The organism is Haloarchaeobius sp. FL176, assembly GCF_024609245.1.
Classification (GTDB): domain Archaea; phylum Halobacteriota; class Halobacteria; order Halobacteriales; family Natrialbaceae; genus Haloarchaeobius.
On the sequence record NZ_JANJYH010000005.1, the window covers coordinates 346,606 to 371,855 of the forward strand.

The 25,250-nt window shown below is 67.7% G+C and carries 28 protein-coding genes; 20 read left to right on the top strand and 8 right to left on the bottom strand.

Annotation, left to right across the window (positions count from 1 at the left end):
• The 8 genes from NO978_RS12450 to NO978_RS12485 all read left to right on the top strand — a co-directional run bounded on the left by NO978_RS12450 (position 1) and on the right by NO978_RS12485 (position 7,004).
• Positions 1 to 453: a hypothetical protein gene (locus tag NO978_RS12450; protein WP_257299910.1), complete on the top strand. Its 453-nt coding sequence runs from the start codon at positions 1 to 3 to the stop codon at positions 451 to 453.
• Positions 450 to 1,178, top strand: coding sequence for an ATPase domain-containing protein (locus NO978_RS12455; RefSeq protein WP_257299911.1), 729 nt, complete (start codon positions 450 to 452; stop codon positions 1,176 to 1,178). Before NO978_RS12450 ends, NO978_RS12455 begins: the two co-directional genes overlap by 4 nt.
• Before the next feature lies 1 nt (position 1,179).
• On the top strand, positions 1,180 to 2,844 hold the full coding sequence (locus tag NO978_RS12460; protein WP_257299912.1) for a type II/IV secretion system ATPase subunit: 1,665 nt from the start codon (positions 1,180 to 1,182) through the stop codon (positions 2,842 to 2,844).
• A gap of 1 nt (position 2,845) precedes the next feature.
• Positions 2,846 to 4,564: an archaellar assembly protein FlaJ gene (gene flaJ / locus NO978_RS12465; RefSeq protein WP_257299913.1), complete on the top strand. Its 1,719-nt coding sequence runs from the start codon at positions 2,846 to 2,848 to the stop codon at positions 4,562 to 4,564.
• A 102-nt stretch (positions 4,565 to 4,666) separates the two neighbouring features.
• Positions 4,667 to 5,098, top strand: coding sequence for a DUF5518 domain-containing protein (locus NO978_RS12470; RefSeq protein WP_257299914.1), 432 nt, complete (start codon positions 4,667 to 4,669; stop codon positions 5,096 to 5,098).
• Positions 5,099 to 5,188: 90 nt separating this feature from the next.
• Entirely contained in the window at positions 5,189 to 5,629 is a 441-nt protein-coding gene (locus tag NO978_RS12475) for a DUF5518 domain-containing protein (RefSeq protein WP_257299915.1), read from the top strand.
• 132 nt (positions 5,630 to 5,761) lie between these two features.
• A complete protein-coding gene (locus NO978_RS12480; RefSeq protein ID WP_257299916.1) occupies positions 5,762 to 6,205 on the top strand; it encodes a FlaD/FlaE family flagellar protein in 444 nt (147 codons plus the stop codon).
• Positions 6,206 to 6,500: 295 nt separating this feature from the next.
• Complete coding sequence (locus tag NO978_RS12485) at positions 6,501 to 7,004, top strand: PadR family transcriptional regulator (RefSeq protein ID WP_257299917.1); 504 nt, start codon at positions 6,501 to 6,503, stop codon at positions 7,002 to 7,004.
• Here the strand turns inward: NO978_RS12485 and NO978_RS12490 are convergent.
• From NO978_RS12490 to NO978_RS12500, 3 genes are all read right to left on the bottom strand, one after another.
• Positions 7,001 to 7,435: a hypothetical protein gene (locus NO978_RS12490; protein WP_257299918.1), complete on the bottom strand. Its 435-nt coding sequence runs from the start codon at positions 7,433 to 7,435 to the stop codon at positions 7,001 to 7,003. The two genes, NO978_RS12485 and NO978_RS12490, sit on opposite strands and share 4 nt — an antisense overlap.
• Positions 7,436 to 7,576: 141 nt before the next feature.
• On the bottom strand, positions 7,577 to 7,993 hold the full coding sequence (locus NO978_RS12495) for a 30S ribosomal protein S6e (protein ID WP_257299919.1): 417 nt from the start codon (positions 7,991 to 7,993) through the stop codon (positions 7,577 to 7,579).
• Positions 7,994 to 8,068: 75 nt separating this feature from the next.
• The gene (locus NO978_RS12500; RefSeq protein WP_257299920.1) at positions 8,069 to 8,287 is read right to left on the bottom strand and encodes a hypothetical protein; all 219 of its coding nucleotides are present in this window, start codon (positions 8,285 to 8,287) and stop codon (positions 8,069 to 8,071) included.
• 141 nt (positions 8,288 to 8,428) lie between these two features.
• On the opposite strand from NO978_RS12500, the gene NO978_RS12505 reads away from it, so the two are divergent.
• Both NO978_RS12505 and NO978_RS12510 read left to right on the top strand, forming a co-directional pair.
• Entirely contained in the window at positions 8,429 to 8,716 is a 288-nt protein-coding gene (locus NO978_RS12505) for a hypothetical protein (RefSeq protein WP_257299921.1), read from the top strand.
• A gap of 66 nt (positions 8,717 to 8,782) precedes the next feature.
• Positions 8,783 to 10,015, top strand: a complete 1,233-nt coding sequence (locus NO978_RS12510; protein ID WP_257299922.1) for an MBL fold metallo-hydrolase — start codon at positions 8,783 to 8,785, stop codon at positions 10,013 to 10,015.
• 28 nt (positions 10,016 to 10,043) lie between these two features.
• On the opposite strand, the gene NO978_RS12515 is transcribed toward NO978_RS12510, so the two are convergent.
• The 3 genes from NO978_RS12515 to NO978_RS12525 form a co-directional block, all read right to left on the bottom strand.
• A complete protein-coding gene (locus NO978_RS12515) occupies positions 10,044 to 11,060 on the bottom strand; it encodes a hypothetical protein (RefSeq protein ID WP_257299923.1) in 1,017 nt (338 codons plus the stop codon).
• Between the two features lie 90 nt (positions 11,061 to 11,150).
• The gene (locus NO978_RS12520) at positions 11,151 to 12,329 is read right to left on the bottom strand and encodes a PQQ-binding-like beta-propeller repeat protein (RefSeq protein WP_257299924.1); all 1,179 of its coding nucleotides are present in this window, start codon (positions 12,327 to 12,329) and stop codon (positions 11,151 to 11,153) included.
• Between the two features lie 43 nt (positions 12,330 to 12,372).
• Complete coding sequence (locus NO978_RS12525; RefSeq protein WP_257299925.1) at positions 12,373 to 13,218, bottom strand: alpha/beta fold hydrolase; 846 nt, start codon at positions 13,216 to 13,218, stop codon at positions 12,373 to 12,375.
• Positions 13,219 to 13,312: 94 nt separating this feature from the next.
• On the opposite strand from NO978_RS12525, the gene NO978_RS12530 reads away from it, so the two are divergent.
• Both NO978_RS12530 and NO978_RS12535 read left to right on the top strand, forming a co-directional pair.
• Positions 13,313 to 14,107 carry a trans-aconitate 2-methyltransferase gene (locus NO978_RS12530; protein WP_257299926.1) on the top strand — a complete coding sequence of 265 codons (795 nt, stop codon included), beginning with the start codon at positions 13,313 to 13,315 and terminating at the stop codon, positions 14,105 to 14,107.
• A gap of 572 nt (positions 14,108 to 14,679) precedes the next feature.
• On the top strand, positions 14,680 to 14,916 hold the full coding sequence (locus NO978_RS12535; protein WP_257299927.1) for a DUF1328 family protein: 237 nt from the start codon (positions 14,680 to 14,682) through the stop codon (positions 14,914 to 14,916).
• 6 nt (positions 14,917 to 14,922) lie between these two features.
• Here NO978_RS12535 and NO978_RS12540 read toward each other — a convergent pair whose 3' ends face one another.
• Positions 14,923 to 15,879, bottom strand: a complete 957-nt coding sequence (locus NO978_RS12540; RefSeq protein WP_257299928.1) for an oxidoreductase — start codon at positions 15,877 to 15,879, stop codon at positions 14,923 to 14,925.
• Between the two features lie 105 nt (positions 15,880 to 15,984).
• On the opposite strand from NO978_RS12540, the gene NO978_RS12545 reads away from it, so the two are divergent.
• From NO978_RS12545 to glmS, 8 genes are all read left to right on the top strand, one after another.
• On the top strand, positions 15,985 to 16,848 hold the full coding sequence (locus NO978_RS12545) for an undecaprenyl-diphosphate phosphatase (RefSeq protein ID WP_257299929.1): 864 nt from the start codon (positions 15,985 to 15,987) through the stop codon (positions 16,846 to 16,848).
• A gap of 38 nt (positions 16,849 to 16,886) precedes the next feature.
• Positions 16,887 to 18,356, top strand: coding sequence for a lipase maturation factor family protein (locus NO978_RS12550; protein ID WP_257299930.1), 1,470 nt, complete (start codon positions 16,887 to 16,889; stop codon positions 18,354 to 18,356).
• 68 nt (positions 18,357 to 18,424) lie between these two features.
• A complete protein-coding gene (locus NO978_RS12555) occupies positions 18,425 to 18,643 on the top strand; it encodes a hypothetical protein (protein WP_257299931.1) in 219 nt (72 codons plus the stop codon).
• 287 nt (positions 18,644 to 18,930) lie between these two features.
• Entirely contained in the window at positions 18,931 to 20,331 is a 1,401-nt protein-coding gene (locus NO978_RS12560) for an ATP-binding protein (protein WP_257299932.1), read from the top strand.
• Between the two features lie 304 nt (positions 20,332 to 20,635).
• Complete coding sequence (locus NO978_RS12565) at positions 20,636 to 21,211, top strand: hypothetical protein (RefSeq protein WP_257299933.1); 576 nt, start codon at positions 20,636 to 20,638, stop codon at positions 21,209 to 21,211.
• Positions 21,208 to 21,657 (top strand): hypothetical protein, encoded by a 450-nt coding sequence (locus NO978_RS12570; protein WP_257299934.1) that lies wholly within the window; start codon positions 21,208 to 21,210, stop codon positions 21,655 to 21,657. Before NO978_RS12565 ends, NO978_RS12570 begins: the two co-directional genes overlap by 4 nt.
• A gap of 94 nt (positions 21,658 to 21,751) precedes the next feature.
• Complete coding sequence (locus NO978_RS12575) at positions 21,752 to 22,945, top strand: sugar phosphate nucleotidyltransferase (RefSeq protein WP_257299935.1); 1,194 nt, start codon at positions 21,752 to 21,754, stop codon at positions 22,943 to 22,945.
• Positions 22,945 to 24,735 carry a glutamine--fructose-6-phosphate transaminase (isomerizing) gene (gene glmS, locus NO978_RS12580; protein ID WP_257299936.1) on the top strand — a complete coding sequence of 597 codons (1,791 nt, stop codon included), beginning with the start codon at positions 22,945 to 22,947 and terminating at the stop codon, positions 24,733 to 24,735. Before NO978_RS12575 ends, glmS begins: the two co-directional genes overlap by 1 nt.
• Here the strand turns inward: glmS and NO978_RS12585 are convergent, their stop codons facing one another.
• Positions 24,736 to 25,161, bottom strand: coding sequence for a VanZ family protein (locus tag NO978_RS12585; RefSeq protein ID WP_257299937.1), 426 nt, complete (start codon positions 25,159 to 25,161; stop codon positions 24,736 to 24,738).
• Positions 25,162 to 25,250: the final 89 nt, after the last annotated feature.

A 25,250-nucleotide genomic window follows, 5' to 3' on the forward strand; every position in this document is an offset into this window, starting at 1 on the left:
ATGGCGAGCAGTTCCGTGTCGAGCATGATCCTGTTCATCGCCGCGATGCTCGTCGCCGCGAGCGTCGCGGGCACGCTCGTCACGAGCGTGGGCGACGTGAGCGGCTCCATCGACGCCCGGAGCGCGGACGCCGCCCAGACGATCGACACCGAGATAGACGTCATCTCGGACCCCGGAAGCGACGCGGTGTACGCCGACAGCGGCAGCACGGTGACGCTGCTCGTCAAGAACACCGGGAACGGCCGCCTCTCGACGGACGCGTCCACGCCCGACGTACTGCTGGACGGTCAGTACGTCTCGGGGAGCGACCGGTCGCTGACGGTCCTCGGCGGCTCCGACTGGCGGTCCGGCGACGTCGTCCGGTTCGAGCTGACCGCCAGCCTCGACCCCGGCGAACATCGGGTCGTCATCATCATCAACGGCGACAGGGAGGTGTTCGAGTTCTACGTATGAACGACTACTACTCGCTCGGCCTGACCGACTCGGACCGCGTCAATCACGCCTTCGGCGGCGGCATCCCCGAAGGGAGCGTCGTCCTCATCGAGGGCGTCGACGGCGCGGGCAAGTCGGTCATGAGCCAGCGTATGGCCTACGGTATCGCAAGCGAGGACGCCTACGTCTCGTACATCTCGTCGGAGCTGAACGCCGGCGAGTTCATCACCCAGATGCACTCGCTGTCGTACGACGTGGTCGAGCACCTGCTCGGCGGCCAGCTGCTGTTTCTCAGCGCGGACGTCGACACGCACCGGAACGGCTCCCAGCGCGAACTGCTCGCGCGGCTCACCGAGCCGAGCCTGCTCTGGCAGGGCGACGTCGTCGTCGTCGACGCGTTCAGCGCGTTCCTCCGGAACGACCCGCGGTACGACGCCATCACCGGCGTCGGCGACGAGGACCACGCCATGGAGTCCGTGCTGACGTTCTTCGAGAGCATGACCCGCAAGGGGAAGACGGTCATCCTGACCGCGGACCCCGACGCGGTCACGGAGCGCGGGCTGATGCCCATCCGGAGCGTCGCGGACGTGTTCCTCCAGATCGAGACCGAGACGGTCGGGCAGGACATCCGGCGGACGGCTCGTGTGCGGCGGTTCACCAACATGAAACAGCCCGTCGACGACGGTATCGGCTTCAACGTCCAGCAGGGGCGTGGCATCACCATCGTGAACCGGACGGTGGCCTGAGATGGCGGAGTACGGCACCACCCGGATGACGACGGAGCTCCGGGAGGCGAGCGAGGAGCACTCGCACCTGGCGGACCACCTCGCGGAGTTCAACGCGGAGTTCGGCGAGTACCCGACGCTCGTGCCGGACCCGGGCGACTACGAGACCGACCGGCCGAACGTCTGCTACCAGGTGACCGACGAGGTGTTCGTCCACGTCTACGGCGACATGGGCATCGACACGACGTACTACTGCATCGAACCACAGCTCGACGAGGAGCAACGCGAGGTGTACGCACAGGTCCGCCAGCGCATCCTCGACCGCTCGGTCACGCGACCCGCGCCCTCGGACGACGACGAGTTCGAGGAGCACCTCGACACGCTGCTGAGCGAGGTCGTCAGCGTCGGCGGGGCCATCAGCTCCTCTATCGGCGGCCTGTTCGGCGGCTCCATCACGGTCGACCAGAGCACCTACGAGTCACTGCGCTACCACCTGCAACGCGACATCGTCGGCCTCGGCCCGCTCGACCCGGTGATGCAGGACCCGGAGAACGAGGACATCCACGTCATCGGCCCGCACCAGTGCTACAGCGACCACGGCACGTACGGGATGGTCGGGACGAACGTCGACTTCGGCGGCCTCGAATCGTTCCAGAACTGGATCCGCAACATGGGCGAGCGGATGGACACGCCCGTCAGTGACTCCCACCCCATCATCGACTCGACGCTGCCCGACGGCTCGCGTATCAACATCATCTACTCCGACGACGTCTCGGTCCAGGGGCCGTCGCTCACCATCCGGCAGGGCGAGGATATCCCGCTCTCCATCTTCCAGATCACGAAGTGGGGCACGCTCAGCCCCGAGCTGGGCGCGTACCTCTGGCTCTGCCTGGAGAACGAGCAGACGGTGTTCGTCGTCGGCGAGACGGCGTCCGGCAAGACGACGACGCTCAACGCCTCGCTCTCGTTTATCCCGAACGACTCGAAGATATACACCGCCGAGGACACCGCGGAGGTCAAGCCGCCACAGGAGACGTGGCAGCAGCTCCTCACGCGTGAGGGCTCGGGCGACGGCGACTCGGACGTGGACATGTTCGACCTGGTCGCGGCCGCGTTGCGGTCGCGCCCCGACTACATCATCGTCGGTGAGGTCCGTGGGGCGGAGGGCCAGATGGCGTTCCAGGCCGCCCAGACCGGCCACCCGGTGATGCTCACTTTCCACGCGAGCGACATCGTCTCGATGATCCAGCGGTTCACCGGCGCCCCCATCAACGTCCCCGAGACGTTCATGGACAACTGCGACGTGGCGCTGTTCCAGAACCGTGTCAAGCAGGGCGACGACGTACTCCGTCGGGTCACCTCGGTCCAGGAGATCGAGGGCTACTCCGACTACGAGGACGGCGTCATCACGCGGCAGGCGTTCAACTGGGACCCCCGCGAGGACGAGGTCGAGTTCACCGGCCGGAACAACTCGTACGTGCTCGAGGAGCAGATCGCGACGCTGCTCGGCTACACGGACACCCGGCTCATCTACGACGAGCTGGACAAGCGCGCCGAGCTCATCCGGCGGGCCATCGACGCCGACGTCCTCGGCTACCACGAGGTCAACGACTTCATCGCCGACTACCAGCGCGACGGCATGGAGGGCATCTCCATCGACACCGGAGGCCTCGGCCAGACCATCTGAGATGTCCACCGCGAACCCCTCGGGCGATATCAACGCTCGCACGCTGCTCTCCTCGGTCCGCGAGGCGTACCGCCGCATGGAGATGTCCGCGCGGCGGTACGTCCTGCTCATCGTGCTCCCGTCCGTGCTGTTCATGGTCGGCAGCGCCGTCGCCGTCGTCGTGGTCGGCCTCCCGCTGGTCATCGGCGGCCCGGTCGTGCTGCTCGGGGTGTTCGCGGTGTTCGCCGCGCTAGTCTACCCGAAGGCGGTGCAGGACAGACAGCGCAAGCAGATCCGCCAGCGCTTCCACCTCTTCCTGACCCACATCACGGTGCTCTCGATGACGAACATCAACCGCATCGAGATCTTCCGCACCCTCGCCGAGGAGGAGGAGTACCAGGCGCTCGCCGAGGAGATGGGCTTCCTGGTCGCGCTCGTGGACACGTGGAACCAGAGCCTCGACGACTCCGCTCGGATGCGGGCGCGACAGGTGAACTCGCCGCTCCTGTCGGACTTCCTGGAGCGCCTCGCCTACACCGTCGGTGGCGGCCAGCAGATCAGCGAGTTCCTCATGGACGAGCAGGACTCCATCATCCAGCAGTACGTCATCCGCTACGAGGCGGACCTGAACAAGCTCGACGTGATGAAGGAGCTCTACCTGTCGATGATGCTCTCGACGGCGTTCGTGCTGGTGTTCGCCATCGTCCTCCCCGTGCTCGTCGGCATCAACCCGACGGTCGCCGTCGGGGGCGTCATCTTCATGTTCGTCGTCGTGCAGGCGGGCTTCGTCTACGCTATCCACGCCGTCTCGCCGTACGACCCGGTCTGGTACATCCAGGAGACCGCCGGCGACTACCCGCTCAAACGTGCCCGGCCGGCGCTCGTCGCGGGCGGCGTGCTCTCGCTCGTCGCCCTCGTCGTCGTCGGTGGCATCCTGCTCGGCTACCTCCCCGTGAAGAGCGACGTGCTGCCGCTGCCGGTGATGGCGGCCATCCCGGTGACCCCCCTGCTCATCCCGGGCTGGCTGGTGCGCCGCGAGGAGAAGAAGGTCAAAGAACGCGACAGCGAGTTCCCGAGCTTCATCCGCGCGCTCGGCGCTGTCGAGTCGGTCAAGCAGACCTCGACGGGGAACGTGCTGGAGTCGCTGCGGCGCAAGGACTTCGGCGCGCTCACGCACAACATCGACAACCTGTACAAGCGCCTGGCGATGCGGGTCGACTCCTCGCGCTCGTGGTCGCTCTTCGCGGCCGAGGCCGGCTCCTACCTCATCCAGAAGTTCGGCGACATGTACGTCGAGGGCCGCCGGATGGGTGGCGACCCGAAGATGCTGGGCCAGGTCATCTCGCGCAACCAGAGCGAGGTCCTCAAGCTGCGCGAGCAGCGCCAGCAGGCGACGACGACGCTCATCGGCGTGCTGTACGGGCTGACCGCCGCGTCGGTGTTCTCCTTCTTCGTCGGGCTGGAGGTCGTCGAGATGCTGATGACCATCGTCAGCGACATGGACCTGCAGGCGAGCCAGATGAGCTTCCTGCTGTCGACGGAGCAGTACGACGTGGCGGTGATCGAGTACCTGCTCATCCTCACTATCGTCCTCAACGCGCTGCTGTCATCGATCATGGTCCGGGTCGCCGACCGGGGACACATCCTCTCGGGGTACGTTCATTTCGTCGCGCTGACGTGGACGGGCGCGCTGACCGCCGTCATCACGAAGATCGCCGTCGACGCGCTCATCACGGTGTGAGACGGCCGGTGACCGCCGGCGACCCGACGACTGACCGGCCACGACTTCCGACTGTGAAACTCGCCGGTGTTTTATACGGGGTTCCGACACGTCGGTCCGTGTATGAGCTCCGCGCTCCGCCGCCAGCAGGACGCCTGGACGTACGCCATCATCGGCGGCCTCGTCGCCGCACCGCTCGTCGTCGCACACAATCTCTACACCGGACTGGGGAGCGAGTTGTCGCTGAACGGTGTGTTCGTCGGCGGTCTCGTCGCCGGCTTCCTCGCCGCCCGCGGGTCGGGCGATGCGGACCGCGCTGCCGCCGGAGCCGGCGTCCTCGGTGGCGTCCCGGCGCTCGCCTGGATGCTCCCCGACCTGTTCGTGGTCGCCCTCGACGGCGACGGGACGTGGTGGTTCACCGTCGCCGAGGCGGTCATCGCGGTCGTGTTCGTCGGTCTCGCCCTCACCATCGCCGTGGTTGCCGGCGTGCTCGGCGGCGTGGTCGGCAAGTGGTTCGCGTCGGTCGTCCGTCGCCGGACTGCTACTCACGGCTGACCGTCGCGGTCCGAGATGACGCACCGGGTACGGTTTCCGAGCCCGAATCCACCCGAATCTTATACGTCGACGGGGGTCCTCATTCCGTCCGTGACACCGGCCCTCCACCACCGACGGGCTGCCTGGACGTACGCGCTCGTCGGCGGCCTCGTCGCCGCACCGCTCGTCGTCGTTCACAACCGCTCCACCGGACTCGGGGGCGAACTCTCGCTGCTCCCCGGTCTCGGGACCGGACTCCCGTTGACCGCGGTGTTCGTCGGTGGCCTCGTCGCCGGCTTCCTCGCGGGACGTGCGTCAGCCGACGTCGACACTGCCGCGGCCGGAGCCGGCGTGCTCGGCAGCGTCCCGGCGCTCGGCTGGGCACTCGCGTATCCAACCGAGATCGCGCTCGAAACCGGCGGCGCATGGTGGTTCGGCCTCGTCGAGGGCGTCATGCTGTTCGTGTTCGCGGGGGTCGTCCTCACCCTGGGGGCCGTCGGGAGCCTGGCCGGTGGGTTCGTCGGCAGGTGGCTCGCCTCGCTTGTCGGCTGAGGGGTGGTCGCTCGGCGGCGGTCATCGGGGGACGAGCGTGGCCCACCGCCAGAACCGACCTCGGGCGTCGACTCACGGCTCGAAACGGCGAGCACCTTTATACGGATACCGTCCTTCGATACGGACAAGCGGATGTCACTGCACGCCGAGAAACCGTACCTGCGCTCGCTCTCGCAGGGCACCGAGGGAATGGAGGCCACGATGGAGTGGGCTCGCTACCTCGGGGAGACGTTCGGCACCAGCGGCGCGCTGAACTGTCTGCGCTACTACGAGCGACTCGGCTGGATCTCCGACGACGTGTGTCGCTCCATGACGACGTACATCCGGGGGCTCTCGCTGCAGGAGATCCACAACAAGAAGTACGACGAGCCGGCGACGCTCGAGTACCCACTGGAGACCCTCTCCGGGACGCCCTTCGGCACCCACGCGCGGTCGCTGAAGTACATCGCGGCCATCGCGGGCGACGACCTCGAGGAGCACCTGATGCTGGCCCGGCTCGCCGAGCGCCGCGTCGAGAAACAGATCGGCGACCCGTCCGTCCGCGACGAGGTCGTCGAGGCCATCGGCGACGACTGACACCAGTGAACGTTTTCTGATAATTGCCGCCAAGAGCCACCGGTTTGTCGGCTGATCCCGAATCGGATAATCGCCGCTCAGAAACCCCATTAAAACGTTTTTCGGCCGTTACCCGGGCCGTCGAAAACATCGACCCGAACCGCCCTAATATTTTGTCACAAAACACGGGTTGGCCGATTGACTTATTAGCCATGCTTCCAACGTCTCTAACAGTACCCGAACGGGCCCGACGACCGTTGGTGGCGGTCGGTGGGGTGGGCCGAGTCGGAGAAAGCCAAAAGGTGACGACTGACCGATGCGAAACAACAAGGAACCAAGTTCGGTGTTCAGCGACCTCACAGCCGCTGCCACCGACGACGATAGTGGCACCGACCAGTACGAGCTGACCATCGGATCGGCGGAGAAGGTGAACGACCAGTCCGTCGAGCGCGAGCTCGACGAAATGCTCGAATCCGTCGAGGACGCGCTCCCGACCGACGAGGCGGAGTTCGACGAGGAGATCATCAAGGAGAACCTGGACGAGGTGCTCCTCATGCTCATCTCGCTGCGCGGCGAGACCCACGGCAAGGAGCTCATCTCCGACCTCACCCGACTCTTCGACGCACAGCTCAGCCCGGGGACGGTCTATCCCGGCCTGCACAGCCTCGAAGAGGAGGACGTGCTCCACATGCACAAGAAGGTCCGCACGAAGGAGTACTCGATCAACGACGAGCGCGAGGTCCGCATGAGCGTCGAGCGGACGATGCTCCAGCACCTCGCCTTCGGCTACCTGCTCTACTCCTTCCTCCCTCGACTCTAGTCCTCGAGATCAGAGGCGATAGACGCGAGACTCCCGTCGGGTTGCTCCAGTGCGTCGTACACTGCACGGCCTCCCGGGGCCCGCAACCCGTACTGGAACCCGTCTTCGACAACGTCGACAAGCACCGACCCACCAGCGCCGCGGCCGTTCGCCTCGCACCAGGTCGTAAGGTGGTTCTCGCCCTCGCCGGGGTTCCGCGCCGCCGACGGCGTCTCGAACGCACCTGCGATGAGGAGCTCGTCGCCCGTCAGCGCCGACTCGATCCGCGCGAAGTACCGGTCGCCGTCGAGCACCAGCCGAACGACCTCCTCGGCCGGGAACCGGTCGGTCTCGTCCGCCGGCAACTCCAGCTTCAGACGTCCGGTCGCCCCGTGTTTCGCGAGCGTCGCCCGTACCGTCGGCACTGCGTCAGAAGAAACCCGATCAGCCATGCCCGTTACTCGGGCACCACGCCGCATGTACCTGTCGCTCGCGGCGTGATGGGCGCAGGAAGTGTGTCGCTGTCACCGCCGCGCGCCGAGGGTGTGACCCTCAGGAAACCTACGACGCGGCCGTGACGGGACCCGTTCGGATTACTCTTCGTCGTCTTCGTCGGCGTCCTCCTCGACCAGACCGAGGAGGGACTCGACGGACTCGTCACCGCGACCGACGATCTTCGCGTTGATCTGGCTGGTCTCGTCGGAGACCTGGCGACCACGGATGGTCAGCCGCTTGCGCTCGCCCGGCCGTGCCGGGTTGTAGCCGACGCCCTGCTCGCGCATGAGGACTTCCTCGACGTTTGCGCCCTCGATGTCCTCGCGCATCGGCCGCCCGGCCTCGTCAGAGCCGCCGGTGAGGAGGAGCGTGTAGCCGTCGAGGCCGACGGCACCGCCGTCGACCTCCTCGCCGAGCTCCTTGCCCATGAATCGGTTCGCGTCCTGTTCCTCTGCCTCGAGCTGGTGCGATGCGCCCGAGTCCGGGTCCGCAACGACGACGTTGAAACTCGCCATAGTGGATACGAATCGTCGGTGCGCGTTCAAAACTCCGTCGAAACGGGGGCGGACCGGCAGGGCGATTCGCCGGCGTCAGCCCATCCGGGCGACGTCGACGACGAGGGACTCGTCGACAACCATCCACTCGGTGCCAGCGGGGCGACCGTCGGAGCCGCGTGTCATGAACGTGACCGTCTCGGCGTCGGGGTCGGTCGTGATAGCGATGCGGGAGCCGATGGCCCCGTCGACAGGCTCGCACGACTGGCTGTCGGTTCGGGCGATGCCCCCCTCCCGTTCGCTGGTGTCACTCATCTACCAGGCGGTACGGCTCCCGGGTACATAGGGTAGTGACAGCTGTTTCACGTCTTGAAACCACCCGGGTCCGACGCACGGCTGACGGACGACAGACCGGCCACCCGAAGACCGAAAGCATCCGGGCGCGAACGCCCTCGCATGAAGCCCGGTCGACTGGAGCTCAGGCTCGAACGCGAGTTCGGCGGCGAGGCGCACGTCGTCGTGCGCGAGGCGCTCGACCTGCGTGACTCCGGTCGGTACCACGACGACACGGGCGACGACCTCACCGCCGACGTCATCGTGGACAACCTGCGCGACGCGCCACGGGGTGACGTGGTCGACCGCTGGAACTGGTGGCTCGGCTCGCTGGCACTGGCCTACGGCCCCGAGTACAACCAGTTCACCGTGCGTCGGAACCCCCGGGACCGAGAGAACGGCACGTTCTGAACGGGGTCGAAGTCGAACGAAGCCGACGGACCCAAACCTCTCGCCCGCTTACGCGACTGCAATCGAATGGAGATACGGTTCCTCGGGGGCGCACGCGAGATCGGGCGGAGCGCCATTCTCGTCGACGACTCGCTGCTGCTGGACTACGGAATCGAGTCGGGCAACCCACCGCAGTACCCGGTGGAGCAACCCGACCCGGACGCAGTCGTCGTCTCGCACGGCCACCTCGACCACGTCGGGGCGGTCCCCTCCCTCCTGTCGGGCGACGAGCGGCCACCCATCCACTGGACGCCGCCGACCGCCGAGCTGGCACGGGTGCTCGGCCGCGACACGCTCAAACTCCACGGCGGGAGCTACGACTGCCCGTTCACCGAGGCCGAGCTGAAGCGACTCACGGAGGTCTCACGCACCCACGGCTACCGCCAGCAGTTCGAGGCCGCCGGCTACGAGGTGACGTTCTTCGACGCCGGGCACATCCCGGGGAGTGCGCACGTGCTCGTCGACGACGGCGACACGAGGCTACTGTACACCGCGGACTTCCACACCGAGGACCAGCGGCTGCTCGGTGCCTCCCGCGCCCGCCCCGACGCCGACGTGGTCATCGTGGAGTCGACGTACGCGGACACCGAACGCGAGCCACGCCCGGCCATCGAGCACCGGTTCGTCGAGAGCGTCAAGTCGACGGTCTGGGAGGGTGGCACCGTCGTCGTCCCCGCCTTCGGCATCGGCCGCACGCAGGAGATGCTCTGCATTCTCGGCGCACACGACGTCGACTGCTACGTCGACGGCATGGGCAAGGAGGTGACACGGCTGTTCCAGCGCCACGACGGCTTCGTCCGCGACGCCGACGTCCTCCAGCGCGGCGCGTCGAACGCCCGGTTCGTCACCGGCAAGCCCGGCCAGCGCGAGCGCATCGCGCAGAAGAACACCGTCATCGTCACCACCTCGGGGATGCTCCACGGCGGGCCCGCGATGACGTACGTCCCCGAGATACGGTCGAGTCCGACGAACAAGGTCGCGTTCACCGGCTTCCAGGTGCCCGGGACACCGGGCCACGAACTGCTCGAACGCGGGCGCGCCGACTTCGACGGCCGCATCCTCCCCGTCGCCGCCCAGACCGAACAACACGACTTCTCCGCCCACGCCGACAGCGACGGGATCTGGGAGTTCCTGGGGTCGTACCGCGATTCGCGGGTCCTCGTGAACCACGGCGACGACTGCGAGGACTTCGCGGCCGAGCTCGTGGCCAGTGGCTTCGACGCGGCGGCACCGCGGCTGGACGAGACGGTCGAGGTCTGAAGGGCACCGGCGGGTCGAGAGCGACCGCTCAGGGCTTGACGAGCAGGTCGAACAGGTACCAGTCGCCGTCGTAGGACGCGACGGCGTTGCGGAACGCGACGGGGTCGTCGTAGCTTTCGTGCGACTCCAGGTCGTCGCCGATGCCGAGCCGGTCGAGGACCGTCGCGAGCCCGTCCGAGAGCGGGGGCTCCTCGTGGTAGCGGCTGCCGGGCTCGCTGTCGACGGCGGCGTCCAGCACGTCGCGGACGGCTTCGGAGAACGCGTCGCGGTCGAACCGGGCGTCCGGCACCGTCTCCTCGACGTAGGACTCGAAGGCGTCCCGCGACGACGCGACCTGTTCGACGGCGAACGTCCGCTCGGGCACCGTCACGGTCCGCTGCTCGACCACGACGCGGTAGGTGTCGCCGGCGTGGTCGACGTAGTCGAACGGCGGCTCGGGGACGAGTTCGCTCGCCTCCGGCTCCATGTCCCGGTGGTACTGCACCGGCCGGAGGCCGTCGACCTCCGGCTGGCCGAGGAAGCCGTCGTTGCCCGCGTAGACGGCGTCGAAGGCCGCTTCCAGTGTGTCACGGTCGCGCCACGAGAGGTCGAACGGTTCGCTCGCGACGGTGGCACCGTCGGGTGGTGTCTCGTCGGTGCGCTGGACCGCGAACAGCCAGCGCTCGCGCTCGACGTCCCGGGTCGCCTCGGTCGTCACCTCGTGGTAGCCCCCGTCGCGCTGGAGGAACGTCGGCCGGGGACGCGTTCCTGTCCCCCAGTCGTCGGGGTGGACCAGCGGCCACTGGACCGCGGTGACATCGCCGGTGTCGAACAGCGTGGCGAGCCAGTCGCGCTTCGTCTCCGTGTCGTAGTCGATGCGGGTCTCCGCCTCGACGCTCGTCGGCTGCACGAGGCGGAACTCGTCGGCGAGCGTGGCGTCCATTTCGTGCGGGACGAGCCGGTAGCCGCTCTCGCGGCCGCCGCTCAGGCAGCCGGCACTGACGGTCGTTGCGAGGCCGGCGACGACGCCAGTACGCTGGAGGAGGGAACGACGGGAACAGGGCATCGTGGTCGGGAGTACCGAACCGACCGAGAAACGTCTTGTGTTCGTGCTGCCGGAAACGCGACGACCGGGTGAGCTGCCGAACGGGGCCGGCTACCCGTCGCCGAGTGCGAGCACCCGTCCCCCGTAGCCCGAGAGGAAGATCGCGTTCGGCGTGACGACCGCACGACCGGTCCCGTCGGGGGAGCGCGTCCACCGTTCCTCGCCGGCGTCCCGCGAGAGCCCGACGAGGGAGTCCCGACCCCGCAGGACAACGCTGTCGCCGACGACCGTCGGCACCCCCGGCCGACCGTCGGACGGCGCGTGGGTCCAGACCTGCTCTCCGGCCCGGTCGATGGCGTCGAGTCGCTCGCGACCACGGACGTACAGGTGCCGGTCGTCGACGGCGACGGGGCCGACGCCGGTGTCGGGGACGGACACCGCCCACCGACGGGTCCCGTCGAGGCCGAACGACACCACGAGCCCGTCGGTCCGGGCGAAGACGTGCTCGCCGTGGACCACCGGCCCGGCGGTCACGGCGGGCGTGGACTCGTGCCACAGTTGCTCGCCCGTGTCGGCGTCGAGTGCCGTGACGCCGGTCGTCCCCGCGCGGGACCCGACGTAGAGCACGCCGTCGGCAACGGCGACCGGCTCGGTGAACGTCGGGGCGTGGTCGTCGTCGCCGACTCGCCGCGACCACCTGACGGAGCCGTCGGCGACGGACAGGGCGTGGACCTTGCCGTTCCAGTCGGGGACGTAGACGACGCCCCCAGCGACGGTCGGCGACGCGGTGAGCCTGGCGTCGACGTCGTAGAGCCAGTCCTCGCGACCGTATCGCTCTTCGAAGCACACGACGCGGCCCCGGTGGGTCGACCGACGGGCGGTCACGACGACGCGGTCGCCGTACACCGCGGGCGGCCCGTTCGGTGCCGCCCGGAGCGGGACCTGCCACCGCTCCTCACCGGTCGCGGCCACGAGGGCGTGAATCCGGTGTCGGTGGTGACTGCGCTCGGAGACGGCATCGACCGGGACGTACAGGACATCGTCGACGGCCGCCGGCGTCCTGGCAGCCCGGGCGCCGTCCAGCTGTGTCAGCCAGACCGTCTCGGGGTCGGCCGGGCCGTCGGCGACGCGGCGGCTGTGTCCCTGGTCCCGGCCGGCCATCGACCACGCGCCGTCGACCTCACCGAGGTCACCCGAGGGTGGGGATGAACCACCGGAGAGACAGCCCGAGAGGCCGACGCTCGCTGCACCGAGGCCGGCGAGGAACCGGCGACGTGACGGGGAGGGCATCGTCCGCGCTTCTCGATACAGACGGATGAATCCAGCGCCAGCGTCACTCCGCCAGGAACTCGACGACGGGGTCGAGCTGTTCGGCGACGTTCAGTCCGGGCGGGTGCCCGCAGTCGAGTTCGAGCAGGTCCGTCTCGGGTCGGCGCTCCAGCATCTCCTCGACGGTCGGCTCGGTGAGCACGTCGGACTCGTGGGCCCAGATGACGAACGTCGGCAGGTCGAGCGACTCCCAGTAGCCCCAGGCCTCCTCGGGGTCGGCGTTGCTCGAGAGCAGCGCGGCGACGATGCGCTCGTCGTAGTCGCGGGTGACGCGGCCGTCGTCACGCCGTCGCGCGCTCGTGAGCGTGAATCGCCGCCACTCGGCGTCGGTCTGGGGGTTCATCGTCGCGTAGGTCTCCCGGTACCACGCCTCGAGTTCGGCGTAGGTGTCGAACGCTGGCGGGTCCGTGAGGTAGTCCACGATGCGCTCGATGCCCGCCTCGGCGTTGACGAACACCGGGCCGATGTCGTTGCAGACGAAGTGCGTGAGCTCGACGGCGTCGTCGTCGTTCGCCAGCAGCATCCCGAGCAGGCCGCCCATCGACGTCCCGACGTAGCGCACCGCGTCGCGCTCGAAGGTGTCACAGAACCCACGCAGCGTTGCGAGCAGCCCCTCCCAGGAGTACTCGGTCTCGGGGTCGTCCGCCCACTCGCTCCGGCCCCTGCCCGGCATGTCCGGGCAGACGACGCGGTAGCCCTCTGTCACGAGTCGGCGCGCGAGCGGGTCGAAATCACGCCCGTTGCGCGAGAGCCCGTGGACACAGACCACGAGCGGGTCGTCGGCATCGCCCCAGTCGGTGTAGTGGACCTCGGTACCGTCGACGGTAACGAAGGCGTCTGTTCGAGACATGTGACCATACACCGCGCAACCGAGTATAAACGGTGACGTTAACGACGGCTGGCAGACCACCCACCACTAAGCGGTCGGCTCACCAGGCACGTGTATGACCTCACAGCGCGACGACGGCGACGAGAACGCGTGGTCGGCCGACGATTACGACGGCGGGCACGCGTTCGTCTTCGAGTACGGCGAGGGCGTCGTCGATCTGCTCGACCCCGCCCCCGGTGAACGAGTGCTCGACCTCGGCTGTGGCACGGGCCACCTGACCGCCAGCATCGCCGATTCGGGCGCGAACGTGGTGGGCCTCGACGCCGACCGGGCGATGGTCGCCGAGGCCGCCCGGACCTACCCCGACCTACGGTTCGTGCAGGGGGACGCCCGACAGTTCGCCTTCCGAGAGCCGTTCGACGCGGTCTTCTCGAACGCGGCGCTGCACTGGATCGACGAGCAGGACGCGGTGCTCGACTCGGTCGGCGATGTGCTGCGGCCCGGCGGCCGGTTCGTCGCCGAACTCGGCGGGACTGGCAACGTGGAGTCCATCGTCGGTGCGGTCGAAGCCGCCGCAGCAGAGCGCGGCTACACGGTCGAGAACCCGTGGTACTTCCCGAGCGTCGGCGAGTACGCGAGCCTGCTGGAGGCCCACGGCTTCGAGGTGCGCTACGCGACCCTGTTCGACCGACCGACCGAACTCGACGACGGCGAGGCCGGGCTGGCGTCGTGGCTCGGGATGTTCGGCGACGGGCTGTTGGGTCCGGTCCCGGAAGACGAGCGCGACGCCGTGGTCGCCGACGTGGAGGACCACCTGCGGAAGGAGCTGTTCGCCGACGGGACGTGGACCGCGGACTACCGCAGGCTCAGGGTCGTCGCGCGGGACGGGACGAGTAAGCCCCAGAAATAGTATCCGTACGCGACGACGGTGGTTCACTTACCAGCGGGTTGAAAATTACTGTGTGGGAGATGGTTCACGTGTGTTTCGCAACCAGAAACCCGGATAGGGAATTATAGTCAGCGGCCGAGTCAGTGGGAATATGGACTGGGTGTTCAGAATCCGGAAAGATGTTCCATCTTGGCTCATGAAACTCGTACTGGTCGTCGCTATCTTGCTAATTGCTGGTCTTCAGCATTTCAACATCGTATAAAACCATTCAGATCGCTGATATCGCCGGTGACGAATGTGCAGCCAGACCTACCAGCGGTTCCTCCACGAGAACAGCCGACAGACCGAGTCGTCACGCCACCTCGCCAGCCAGCGCGACCGCCTCTTCCAGTGACAGCTCTCCGTCCAGGTCGTCGAGTCGGTCGAGCAACGCCTTCACGCGCTCCTCGGTCGGCTCACGGTCGGCGCGTTCGAGACGATAACCGGGGCTGCCGGTGGTTTCGCACGGGGCGGTCGTCCGAGTCGTGAACGCGACTGTTCCGGCTTAACACGTCTATAATGAAGCGGCTGGCGGGCGTACCGTCCGACTCCAGATGTTCCAATCGACGACTCACCTCGCGACGGTCGGTAGCATCAGTGACGCGAGCGCGGCACTCGCTGGTATCCCCCTGCAGTCAGGCAGCCTGCTCGGACTCGCCATCGTCTTCTTCGCCCTCGCGCTCGCGGCCGCCGTGGTCGGAGCCCGCGGCATCGCGGGGATGAGTATGGAGATCGCGCGGATACTCGTGCTGGTGTTCCTCGTACTCGCCATCCTCTCGTTGGTGGTGTGACAGCGCTCAGTCCTCCGCGACGGCCGGCTCCTCGAACGCGTAGGTGACGCCCGTCAGCTCCTCGGAGACCGCCCAGAGTCGCTGCGCGCTCTCTTCGTCGCGAGAACGGGCACTCGACTCCTGCACCTCGGGGTAGCCGCGCATGTCCATGAGCCCGCCCGGCCCGACGTACTCGCCACCCTCGATGCTCGGGTGGGTCGCCGCGTACACCATCGGAAGCGCGCCAACGCTCGGGGACTGCCCGACGACGACGTTGGCGACGCGCATCATCACGAGCCGGAGCCAGGAGCCGCTCTCCTCGGGGCCGCGGTACTGGAGGTTCGTCGACGAGTAGCCGGGGTGAGAGCCGACGCTCGTCACGTCGTCGACGCCCGCCGCGTCGAGCTTGCGGTCGAGCTCGTACGCGAAGAGGAGGTTCGCGAGCTTGGACTGCCCGTAGGCGTCCCACTTGTCGTACTCGCGTTCGCTGTGGAGGTCGTCGAAGTCCATCTCGCCGTTCTCGTGGAGCCCACTGGACTGGCTGACGACGCGGGCCTCGCCGTCGCTCGCCCGGAGCGCGTCGAGCAGGTGGCCGGTCAGCGCGAAGTGCCCGAGGTGGTTCACGCCGAACTGCGTCTCGAAGCCGTCGGCGGTCTCCGAGCGCGGGATCGCCATCACGCCGGCGTTGTTGCAGAGGACGTCGACCGCGTCGTACTCGTCCTCGACGCCTGCAGCGAAGGCGGCGACGGAGTCGAGGTCCGCGAGGTCGCACTCGCGCACGTCGAGGTCGGCGTCGGCCACGCTCTGGCGCACCTCGGCGGCGGCCGTCTCGCCCTTGTCGGTGCTCCGGCAGGCCATCACGACCGTCGCCCCGGCGCGGGCGAAGTGCTTCGTCCCCTCGAGGCCGAGGCCGCTGTTGGCCCCTGTCACGACAACCGTTCGTCCCGACTGGTCCGGCACGTCGTCCGCGGTCCACTTGCTCATACTGGACACTGGTTGGGGCGGCAGGCAGTCAAGGCTGTCGGCGAGGGACCCGCCTCCCCGAACTCAACCGAACGGGCTTTGTATCACCGGACTGGACGGCGGTGTATGGATTCCGAGGTGGTTATCGCGCTCGTCGTCGGCGTCCTCCAGGGCATCTTCGAGTGGTTGCCCGTCTCCAGCGAGGGCAACGTCACCGTCGTGCTGACCGCGCTCGGGAGCGAGCCGGAGGCCGCGCTGCAGTACTCGCTGTTCCTCCACGTCGGCACCGCCCTCGCCGCCACGGTCTACTACCGCGACACGCTCGCCGAGGTCGGCTGGACGCTTCCGGAGTTACGGCCGGACGACCCCTTCCGTGACGACACGGCCACGCTCTCTTTCCTCGTGCTGGCGACCCTGGCGTCCGGCGTCGTCGGCATCGCGGCCTACCTCGCCATCGAGGACCTCGTCTCCGAACTCACCGGGGGCGCGGCCGTCGCGCTCATCGGCGTGCTGCTCGTCGCGACCGGCGTGCTCCAGCGCACCGCCGGGACCGGCGACGCGGACCGCGAGGAGACATCAGCGCCCGCCGGTGGAGTCACGGACCACCGCGAGGCCCCGACCGCCGTCGACGCGGTGCTCGTGGGCGCACTCCAGGGACTGGCCATCCTCCCCGGCGTCTCCCGCTCGGGCACGACCGTCAGCGCGCTGTTGCTCCGTGGTTACGAGGGCGAGGCGTCGTTCCGGCTGTCGTTCCTGCTGAGCGTGCCCGCCGCGCTCGGCGCGGGCGTACTCGCCGTCCTCGACGGCGGCGGGCTCCCGACGTTGAACCCGGCCGCCGCCGGCCTCGCGCTCGCGACCGCCGCCGTCGTCGGCTACCTCACCATCGACGTCCTGATGCGCGTGGTCAAGCGGGTGGCCTTCTGGGGCGTCTGCGTCGGGCTCGGACTGCTCGCGATTCTCGGCGGTGCGCTGGCGATTCAGCTGGCGTAGGGCCTTAGTCCCTCCCGCGAGTCACCGTCGACAAGACGATGCTCCCCTCGGGAGCCGACTACTGGCTCGTCCGGTTCGTCTTCCAGCGCGGGCTGGCGGTCATCTACCTCTGTGCGTTCCTCGTCGCGGCCCGGCAGTTCCACCCGCTCGTCGGCGAGGACGGCCTCCTCCCGCTCTCGGAGTACGCAGAGAACGCGTCGTTCCGCGAACGGCCGAGCCTGTTCTACGTCTATCCCGACGACCGGGTCGTCGGCCTCACGGCATGGGCCGGCGTCGCGCTCTCGCTCGTCGCGCTGTTCGCGGGGCCGTACTGGCTCCCCGCGCCGTACGCGCTCCCGGCGTCGATGCTGCTGTGGCTGGCGCTGTGGGCGCTGTACCAGTCGTTCGTCAACGCCGGACGGGTCTTCTACGGCTACGGCTGGGAGTCGATGCTGCTGGAGACGGGCTTCCTGGCCGTCTTCCTCGGAGCCGGGGGGAGCAACCCGCCCGTCGTCGTGATCTGGCTGCTGAAGTGGTTGCTCTTCCGCAACATGTTCGGCGCCGGTCTCATCAAGATCCGCGGCGACGACTGCTGGCGTGACCTGACCTGCATGGACCACCACTACGAGACGCAGCCGATGCCCAACCCCGTGAGCTGGTTCGCCCACCACCTCCCGGAGCGGTTCCACCGCGTCGAGGTGCTCGGGAACCACGTCGTCGAGCTCGCGGTGCCGTTCCTGTACTTCGCGCCGCAGCCCTACGCCACCGCCGCGGGCGTCGCGACTATCGGCTTCCAGGCCTGGCTCGTGTTCACCGGGAACTTCTCGTGGCTGAACGCGCTGACCGTCGTCCAGGCCGTCGCGACGTTCAGCGACGGCGTGCTCACCGCGGTCGCCCCGGTCGCCGCACCCGCTGCCGTGTCGCCGCCGCTGGCCCTGACCGTCCTGGCAGTCCTCGTCGCCGTCCTCGTCGTCGCCATGAGCGTCCGCCCCGTGGTGAACATGCTCTCGCCGACGCAGGTGATGAACACCTCGTTCGACCCGCTCAACCTCGTCAACACCTACGGCGCGTTCGGCTCCATCACCCGGGACCGCTACCAGCTGGTCATCGAGGGGACCGACGCCGAGAACCCCGCGGAGGACGACTGGACAGCGTACGACTGTAAGGGCCAGCCAGTCCGGACGGACGAGCGCCCGTCGCAGTGGGCACCCTACCACCTCCGGCTGGACTGGCAGCTCTGGTTCGCCGCGATGCGCCCCCGGCCCGGCCGTCGCCAACGCTGGCTCCTCGAACTCCTCGAAGCGCTGCTGGACGGCGACGAGGGCGCGCGCTCGCTCATGGGGTCGGACCCGTTCCCCGACGGCCCCGAACGGGTGCGGGTGCTGCGCTACCGCTACCGGTTCACCACACCCGAAGAGCGCGCCGAGACCGGGGACTGGTGGGAGCGCGAGCGCGTCGGGACGTACGTCGCCCCCGTGTCGCTCGCAGACCTCCAGGGAGGCCTCGGTCGTCGGACGGTCGTTCGGTGACGGCTCGGCTGCGAGACGCGCGTCGACGGCGGTACACTCATCTGGCTTCGCGTCGAACGGCCCACCGTATGGCGTTGATCGACTCGCTTCGGCGGTCCCTCGACCGCGCCCGGGACGTAGAGCGGTTCGTCCGGTTCGTCGTCGCCGGCGGGCTCGCGCTCGTGGCCGGGCTCTGGCTCGCGGCGCTGTCGGCGCTCTGGTCGCTCCCGTGGGCGGTCGGCGTCGTGCTCTCGTTCGGTGGCGTCGGTGGGCTCGCCGTCGGGATTCGAAGCGAACTCGTATACTGAGGGCAGCGCCGTCGCCGTGAGCGGGCCTACCGTTTTGCCGCTGGCTGCCCTCGTCCCGCGCATGGGGGACCGCGCCTGCTACCGCTGTCCGGACTGCGACGCGCAGGTGACCATCGTCGACGAGGAGTGTCCCGAATGCGGCCGGTCGCTCGGCGTGGAATGAAGTCGGTTGGAGCGGTCACGAGTGCCGACGTAGTTACTGTACTTCGGAGTATCGTACTCTAAAGTATCGTACTCTGAAGTATGATTACCAGAAGTACTTTCTTGCGGGCGTCAGTAGGTGGGGTATGCCAGCGTTCGTCAACCGGACGGAGGAACTCGCTCGCCTCCACGATCTCTACGACTCGGACGACGCGGAACTCGCGGTGATATACGGACGCCGACGTCTCGGGAAGACCGCACTCGTTCGAGAATCGCTTCGGGCGTACGAAGACGCGGTCGTGTATCAGGCGAGGCAGAAGACGAGCGAGCTACAGCTCGAACAGTTCATCGAGACCGCAGCGGCGTCGTATCCAGGAGTCACACGGATCCGTGAAGACTGGGACGAGGTCCTCGGCTATCTCGCCGAACAGGATGCGATCGTCGTGCTCGACGAGTTCCCGTATCTCGTCGCACAGGACGAGAGTCTCCCCTCCGTGTTCCAGGCGATGTTCGACCACGAACTCGACGAGTCGGCTGCGACCTTCGTCCTCGTGGGGTCGTCGATCAGCATGATGGAAGAAGCGGCGTTGCTCGGGAACAGTCCCCTCTACGGCCGCTCGTCGTTGAAACTGGACATCAGACAACTGCCGTTCGACGCCGCGATGGAGTTCTTCGGAGACGAGTACACTGCGGAGGAACAGGTGCTCACGTGGGGCGTCTTCGGTGGGGTCCCGTACTATCTGGAAGAGGTCTCACCGAACGCGACCCTCGCGGAGAACATTCTGCGGACAATCCTCTCCCGGCACGGCACGCTTCACGACGAGCCCGACTACGTCCTCAGAATGGAGCTCACCGAGCCCACCCGGTACTTCTCGATCCTGGAAGCCATCGCGGGCGGGAACACCAGCCGGAACGAGATCGCCGGGAGAACCGGTATCGACTACAATCAACTGTCGAAGTACCTCGACCGGCTGTCCCGGTTGCGGCTCGTGGCCCGGCACGTCCCGATAACGGAACGAAAGGAACGGAGCAAGCGCAGTCGGTACCGCATCCGTGACCCGTTCTTCCGCTTCTGGTTCCACTTCGTGTACGGGGCAGCTGAACGATACGACGAGATAGGGGACGAGGCCTACGAAGCGCTGATCGAACCGGAGCTGGCCGACTTCGTGAGTCACTCGTTCGAGGAGCTCTGCTGTTCGGCACTTCGGCCGCTCTATCAGGAGCACACGATCACGAACACCGGACAGTGGTGGTACGGTGAGCACGAGATCGACATCGTCGGTCTCACAGCCGGCGAGACGTTGCTCGTCGGTGAGTGCAAGTTCCAGCAGTCGCCGCTCGGATACGACGCCCTTGCGAAGCTCGAGGAGCACGTCAATGAACTTCGCTGGTCGCCCCAGGACGGGGGCGAACGGGTCGTAGAGTACGCACTCTTCTCACGGAGCGGCTTCAAACCGTCCGTCGAAGAGGCGGCCGCGGAACGGGACGACCTCCGGCTGTTCACCGTCGAGGATGTCGTGCGTGCGCTCTCGAAGGACGGACGATAGCGGACAGGCAACGGACGTTCTGGCCCCCTTCGAGCGGCCACCCGTCTCCAGCCCGCTCGTCACCGGAACCTGACGACTGGTCATAGTTTCCCGGTGTACCGCTTTGCCGCTGGCACCTGCCGTTCCGCGCATGGGAGACCGCGCCTGCTACCGCTACCGCTGTCCGGACTGCGACGCGCAGGTGACCATCGTCGACGAAGAGTGCCCCGACTGTGGGCGCTCGCTCGACGTCGAATGAGTGCCGAGGAATCTGAATAATCCGCTAGTGCAAGGGTTTATTCCGCTGCCAGCCGTAGAAGTGGATATGAGGGAACCGAACGACGAACTGAAACCGGGCCCCGACGCGCGTTCGGAACCACCGGACTTCGAGGCGTTGACGCCGCCCGAAGAGCTCGTTCGTGGTGACCGCACCAGAGACGACTTCCTCGATGCGGTGCTGGCGTTGGACACGCCGACGAGGGTCAGCGAGGTCGCCGAACTCGCGGGCCACGGCGTGGACGCAGCGCGGGAGTATCTGGAGTGGTTCGAGCAGCTCGGCATCGTCGTCCGGGTCACCGAGTCACCGGCGACGTACGAGCGGAACCAGGACTACCTGAACTGGCGGCGCGTCCAGCGGCTCCAGCGGGAGTACACCACGGAGGAACTGCTGGAGTACCTGACTTCGGCGTCCGAACGCGACGAGGAGTATACGGAACTGTTCGGCGTCGACGCTCCGGACGAAGTGTCCATCTCGGTACACGCTTCGGAGACCGACCAGTCGGTCGAGGCAGTGTGGCGAGAGCTATCCGAGTGGCAGACCACACGCCGTCGAATCGAACTGCTCGAACGGGCGTTAGCGAACGGCTCCAGCGACTCGGCCGAGGGAAGAACGGCCGTATGAGCGGTCACGGCGACGGGGGCACCAGCTCGGACTCCGAGAGCGGCGCACCGGTCGATTTCGACCGCCTCGACGTGATCGCGGAACGGTTGACGGGGGATGCTCGGTTCTCCCGGGTCGACCGACAGTCCGGGTTCGCACCGGACCGAGTCGTCGCAGTCTACGAGGACGGGTTCTACCCCGAGCCGGTCCACGAGGGTCGACTCGAAGTCGTGTGGTTCGAGAACGGCGATTTCTCGCTCCACTACCACGAGGACCACGACGAAGGGACGTTCGACCATCGGTGGGACCGACACCCGTCCGACCACAACGCCCGGGACCACGTCCATCCCGGTCCCGACGCGCCGACGCCAGGCAACGACGTGGCACATCCGGTCGACTGGCGTGATGTACTGTCGATGGTACTCGCCGAAATCGAAGACCGACAACGTGCGTTCTGGCCCGACTGAAACGGCCACCCGCCTCGTCGCCGGAACCTGACGACTGCTCTCGATTTCGCGCTTACAAGAAGATATATTACTCTCGCAAGGGGTCTTTTCGCCAATGAGTATTACTGCGGCCGTGGTCCTCGCCGCAGGGGAGGGTGAACGGTTGCGGCCGTTGACACGGAACCGGCCGAAGCCCATGCTCCCCGCCGCGAACCGCCCCATCATCGAGTACGTGTTCGACGCGCTCGTCGACGCCGGCATCGAGGAACTGCACGTCGTCGTCGGCTACAAGCGCGACCGGGTGCAGGGCCACGTCGGCTCGACGTACCGTGGCGTTCCCGTCACCTACCACACACAGGAGAAACAGCTCGGTAGCGCCCACGCCGCCCTCCAGGCGCGTGACGCGCTCGACGACGACTTCCTCGTCGTCAACGGCGACCAGATCGCCCAGGGCGACCTCGTGGCCGACGTGATGGCTACCCACGATGCAGAGAGCGCCGTGACCCTCGCCGTCATCGAGAGCGACGACGCCTCCATGTACGGTGCCGTCGAGACGGACGGCGACCGCGTCACCCGCATCGTCGAACGGCCGGGAGGCGACGAGTACCGCCTTCTCAACGCCGGCGTCTACGCCTGCGACGCGTCGCTGTTCTCGGCCGTCGAGGACGCTATCGGTGACGGGGAGTCGCTGACGATGCCCAACGCGATCAGCTCGCTCGTCGAGTCCGGCTTCGAGGTTCGCGCCGCGCGGACCTCGGGCCTGTGGACCGACGCGACCTACCCGTGGGACCTGCTCGCGGTCGGCCAGCAGCTCCTCGACCGCGGCGACATCGACGGGACGGAGGTCCGCGAGGGCGTGTGGTGTGCCGACCGCGTCCGCATTCACGAGGATGCGGTGTTGCGGCCGCCCGTCGTCGTCAGCAGCGACTCCGAGATCGGCGCGAACGCCGTCGTCGGCCCCCACGTCGCACTCGGACAAAACGTCACCGTGGGCTCGAACGCGACCGTCGAACGCTCCGTGCTCGACGCCGACACCCGCGTCGGCGCGGGCTCGACGCTCGTCGACTGCGTCACGGGACAGGGCGTCTCGCTCGGCCCCGGCTGTGTCGCACCGGGCGGCCCGGCCGACGTCGCCGTCGGCACGACCGTCCACGAGGATCGCCGTCTCGGCGCGCTGGTCGCCGACCGCGCGACGGCCCGGGGCGGGGTGACCTTCGTCCCCGGCACGCTCGTCGGACCGAACGCCGAACTGGATGCCGGGACGACGGTCTCCGGCGTTATCGCGGAGAACGGGCGGGTGATGCGCTAATGTGCGGCATCGTCGGCTGTGTGGGCCGTCCTGACGAGACGCTGGACGTGCTCATGACCGGCCTCTCCAACCTCGAGTACCGCGGCTACGACTCCGCGGGCGTCGCGCTCTCGAACGAGGCGCTGTCCGTCGAGAAGCGCGCCGGGGAGCTCGAGGAGCTCGAGAATGCAGTCCGCACCACCTCGCTGCACGGCAACGTCGGGGTCGGTCACACCCGCTGGAGCACCCACGGCGCACCCACCGACGCGAACGCCCACCCGCACACCGACTGCAGCGAGCGCGTCGCCGTCGTCCACAACGGCATCATCGAGAACTACGCCGAGTTGAAGAACGAACTCCAGGCACGCGGCCACACCTTCGAGAGCGAGACCGACACCGAGGTCCTCCCCCACCTCGTCGAGGAGTACCTCGAAGCCGGCACCGACCCCGAGTCGGCAGTGCGGGAGGCCATCGGGCGGATCGAGGGCAGCTACGCCGTCGGCGTCGTCGTCGCGGGCGTCGACGCCATCTTCGCCGCGCGCGAGGACTCCCCGCTCGTCATCGGCGTCGCCGACGACGAGTTCCACCTCGCCAGCGACGTCCCCGCGTTCCTCGACTACACCGACCGCGTCGTCTACCTCGACGACGGCGAGTTCGCCACGCTGCGACCGGGTGGACTCACCGTCATGGACGCTGAAGGGACGCCCATCGAGAAACCCGTCGAGACGGTCGACTGGGACACCGAGGACACCGGCAAGGGCGGCTACGACCACTACATGCTCAAGGAGATCCACGAGCAGCCCCAGGCCATCCGTCAGTGCCTCAGCGGCCGCGTCGACGAGCTGCGCGGTCGGGTCGAGCTGGAGGAGCTTGACAGGCTGGCGCGCCCGCAACGTGTGCAGTTCGTCGCCTGCGGAACGTCGTATCACGCAGGACTCTACGCGGCGCACCTCTTCCGCGAGATGGGCATCCCGGCGCAGACGTTCATCGCGAGCGAGTACGCCACCAGTCCGCCGCCCGTCGACGAGGACGAACTCGTCGTCGCCATCACCCAGAGCGGCGAGACCGCCGACACGCTGTCTGCACTGCGCGAGGCGAAGGCCCGCGGCGCGGAGACGCTCGCGCTCACGAACGTCGTCGGATCCTCGGTGACCCGGGAGTGCGACCACACCATGTACATCCGCGCCGGCCCCGAGATCGGCGTCGCCGCCTCGAAGACGTTCACCTCCCAGCTCGTCGCCGTGAACCTGCTCGTCGAGGCGATGAACGGGAACGACGCCGGCGTGCTGACCGGCCTCCGGGACCTGGCTGGCGACCTCCAGTCCGTGCTCGACCGGGTGGACGTCACTGCTGCCGCGGAGCGGCTGGCCGCTGCTGAACGGTGCTTCTTCGTCGGTCGTGGATTGAATCATCCTGTTGCGCTCGAGGGCGCACTCAAGTTCAAGGAGATCACCTACGTCCACGCCGAGGGCTTCCCCGCCGGCGAGCTGAAACACGGTTCGCTGGCGCTGGTCACGGACGAGACGCCCGTCGTGGCCGTGCTGACGGGCGATGGCGAGGAAACCCAGAAGACCATCGGGAACATCAAGGAGGTCGAGTCGCGCGGCGCGCCCGTGATTGCCGTGACTGATGGCCAGGTCGAGCTCGAAGGGTACGTCGACGAGGTCATCGAGGTCCCCGCGACCCATGCCCACGTCGCGCCGCTGCTCGCGAACGCCGTGTTGCAGTTGATTGCGTACCGGAGCGCGGACCTGCTCGGACGCAGTATCGACAAGCCGCGCAACCTGGCGAAGAGCGTGACCGTCGAGTAGTCAGGATTCGCGGATCTCGCCTGCGAGCTTTCGTGCTCGGACGTATCTGAGCCTGCGTTCCACGACGAACCAGACGCCCACGAGCAACGCACCGAGCGTGTTCGCGAGCAGGTCGCCCCAGCCGAAGTATCGGTAGGACAGGGTTCCTTGCGCGAGTTCGATGAGCACGCCGAAGCCGACTGCGCCGGCGATGACGAGGGCTGCTCTTCGGTACGGCTGGTCGCGTTGTCTGGCTGTCGCGTAGGCGACCGCGAGTGCGAGGCCGGCGTAGGCGACGAAGTGGAGGTGTTTGTCCCAGAACGGTGTTGTGCCGGCTGGTTTCGGCGGGACGGTGACGATCGAGAAGTAGACGATGACCGCGACGACACCGACGACACCGAGCCAGCGAAGCGGTTTCGGGAGCAGGGGGAAACGAAGTCGTGCCATCGGGAGGTTCTCGTCCAGTCCTGCTGGCGGTCGGTAAAAGTATGTTGTCGTTCGTCCGCTGGTCACGTGCGGGATGTGGGTGTCCTGGG

Coding starts and splice junctions, on each gene's coding strand:
- NO978_RS12500 (WP_257299920.1), bottom strand. CDS start 8,287: ATGAGTGACACCAGCGAACGGGAGGGGGGCATCGCCCGAACCGACAGC.
- NO978_RS12535 (WP_257299927.1), top strand. CDS start 14,680: ATGTTCCAATCGACGACTCACCTCGCGACGGTCGGTAGCATCAGTGAC.
- NO978_RS12455 (WP_257299911.1), top strand. CDS start 450: ATGAACGACTACTACTCGCTCGGCCTGACCGACTCGGACCGCGTCAAT.
- NO978_RS12525 (WP_257299925.1), bottom strand. CDS start 13,218: ATGTCTCGAACAGACGCCTTCGTTACCGTCGACGGTACCGAGGTCCAC.
- NO978_RS12555 (WP_257299931.1), top strand. CDS start 18,425: ATGGCGTTGATCGACTCGCTTCGGCGGTCCCTCGACCGCGCCCGGGAC.
- NO978_RS12520 (WP_257299924.1), bottom strand. CDS start 12,329: ATGCCCTCCCCGTCACGTCGCCGGTTCCTCGCCGGCCTCGGTGCAGCG.
- NO978_RS12470 (WP_257299914.1), top strand. CDS start 4,667: ATGAGCTCCGCGCTCCGCCGCCAGCAGGACGCCTGGACGTACGCCATC.
- NO978_RS12585 (WP_257299937.1), bottom strand. CDS start 25,161: ATGGCACGACTTCGTTTCCCCCTGCTCCCGAAACCGCTTCGCTGGCTC.
- flaJ (WP_257299913.1), top strand. CDS start 2,846: ATGTCCACCGCGAACCCCTCGGGCGATATCAACGCTCGCACGCTGCTC.
- NO978_RS12490 (WP_257299918.1), bottom strand. CDS start 7,435: ATGGCTGATCGGGTTTCTTCTGACGCAGTGCCGACGGTACGGGCGACG.
- NO978_RS12560 (WP_257299932.1), top strand. CDS start 18,931: ATGCCAGCGTTCGTCAACCGGACGGAGGAACTCGCTCGCCTCCACGAT.
- NO978_RS12530 (WP_257299926.1), top strand. CDS start 13,313: ATGACCTCACAGCGCGACGACGGCGACGAGAACGCGTGGTCGGCCGAC.
- NO978_RS12480 (WP_257299916.1), top strand. CDS start 5,762: ATGTCACTGCACGCCGAGAAACCGTACCTGCGCTCGCTCTCGCAGGGC.
- NO978_RS12505 (WP_257299921.1), top strand. CDS start 8,429: ATGAAGCCCGGTCGACTGGAGCTCAGGCTCGAACGCGAGTTCGGCGGC.
- glmS (WP_257299936.1), top strand. CDS start 22,945: ATGTGCGGCATCGTCGGCTGTGTGGGCCGTCCTGACGAGACGCTGGAC.
- NO978_RS12565 (WP_257299933.1), top strand. CDS start 20,636: ATGAGGGAACCGAACGACGAACTGAAACCGGGCCCCGACGCGCGTTCG.
- NO978_RS12495 (WP_257299919.1), bottom strand. CDS start 7,993: ATGGCGAGTTTCAACGTCGTCGTTGCGGACCCGGACTCGGGCGCATCG.
- NO978_RS12540 (WP_257299928.1), bottom strand. CDS start 15,879: ATGAGCAAGTGGACCGCGGACGACGTGCCGGACCAGTCGGGACGAACG.
- NO978_RS12515 (WP_257299923.1), bottom strand. CDS start 11,060: ATGCCCTGTTCCCGTCGTTCCCTCCTCCAGCGTACTGGCGTCGTCGCC.
- NO978_RS12510 (WP_257299922.1), top strand. CDS start 8,783: ATGGAGATACGGTTCCTCGGGGGCGCACGCGAGATCGGGCGGAGCGCC.
- NO978_RS12545 (WP_257299929.1), top strand. CDS start 15,985: ATGGATTCCGAGGTGGTTATCGCGCTCGTCGTCGGCGTCCTCCAGGGC.
- NO978_RS12450 (WP_257299910.1), top strand. CDS start 1: ATGGCGAGCAGTTCCGTGTCGAGCATGATCCTGTTCATCGCCGCGATG.
- NO978_RS12575 (WP_257299935.1), top strand. CDS start 21,752: ATGAGTATTACTGCGGCCGTGGTCCTCGCCGCAGGGGAGGGTGAACGG.
- NO978_RS12550 (WP_257299930.1), top strand. CDS start 16,887: ATGCTCCCCTCGGGAGCCGACTACTGGCTCGTCCGGTTCGTCTTCCAG.
- NO978_RS12485 (WP_257299917.1), top strand. CDS start 6,501: ATGCGAAACAACAAGGAACCAAGTTCGGTGTTCAGCGACCTCACAGCC.
- NO978_RS12460 (WP_257299912.1), top strand. CDS start 1,180: ATGGCGGAGTACGGCACCACCCGGATGACGACGGAGCTCCGGGAGGCG.
- NO978_RS12570 (WP_257299934.1), top strand. CDS start 21,208: ATGAGCGGTCACGGCGACGGGGGCACCAGCTCGGACTCCGAGAGCGGC.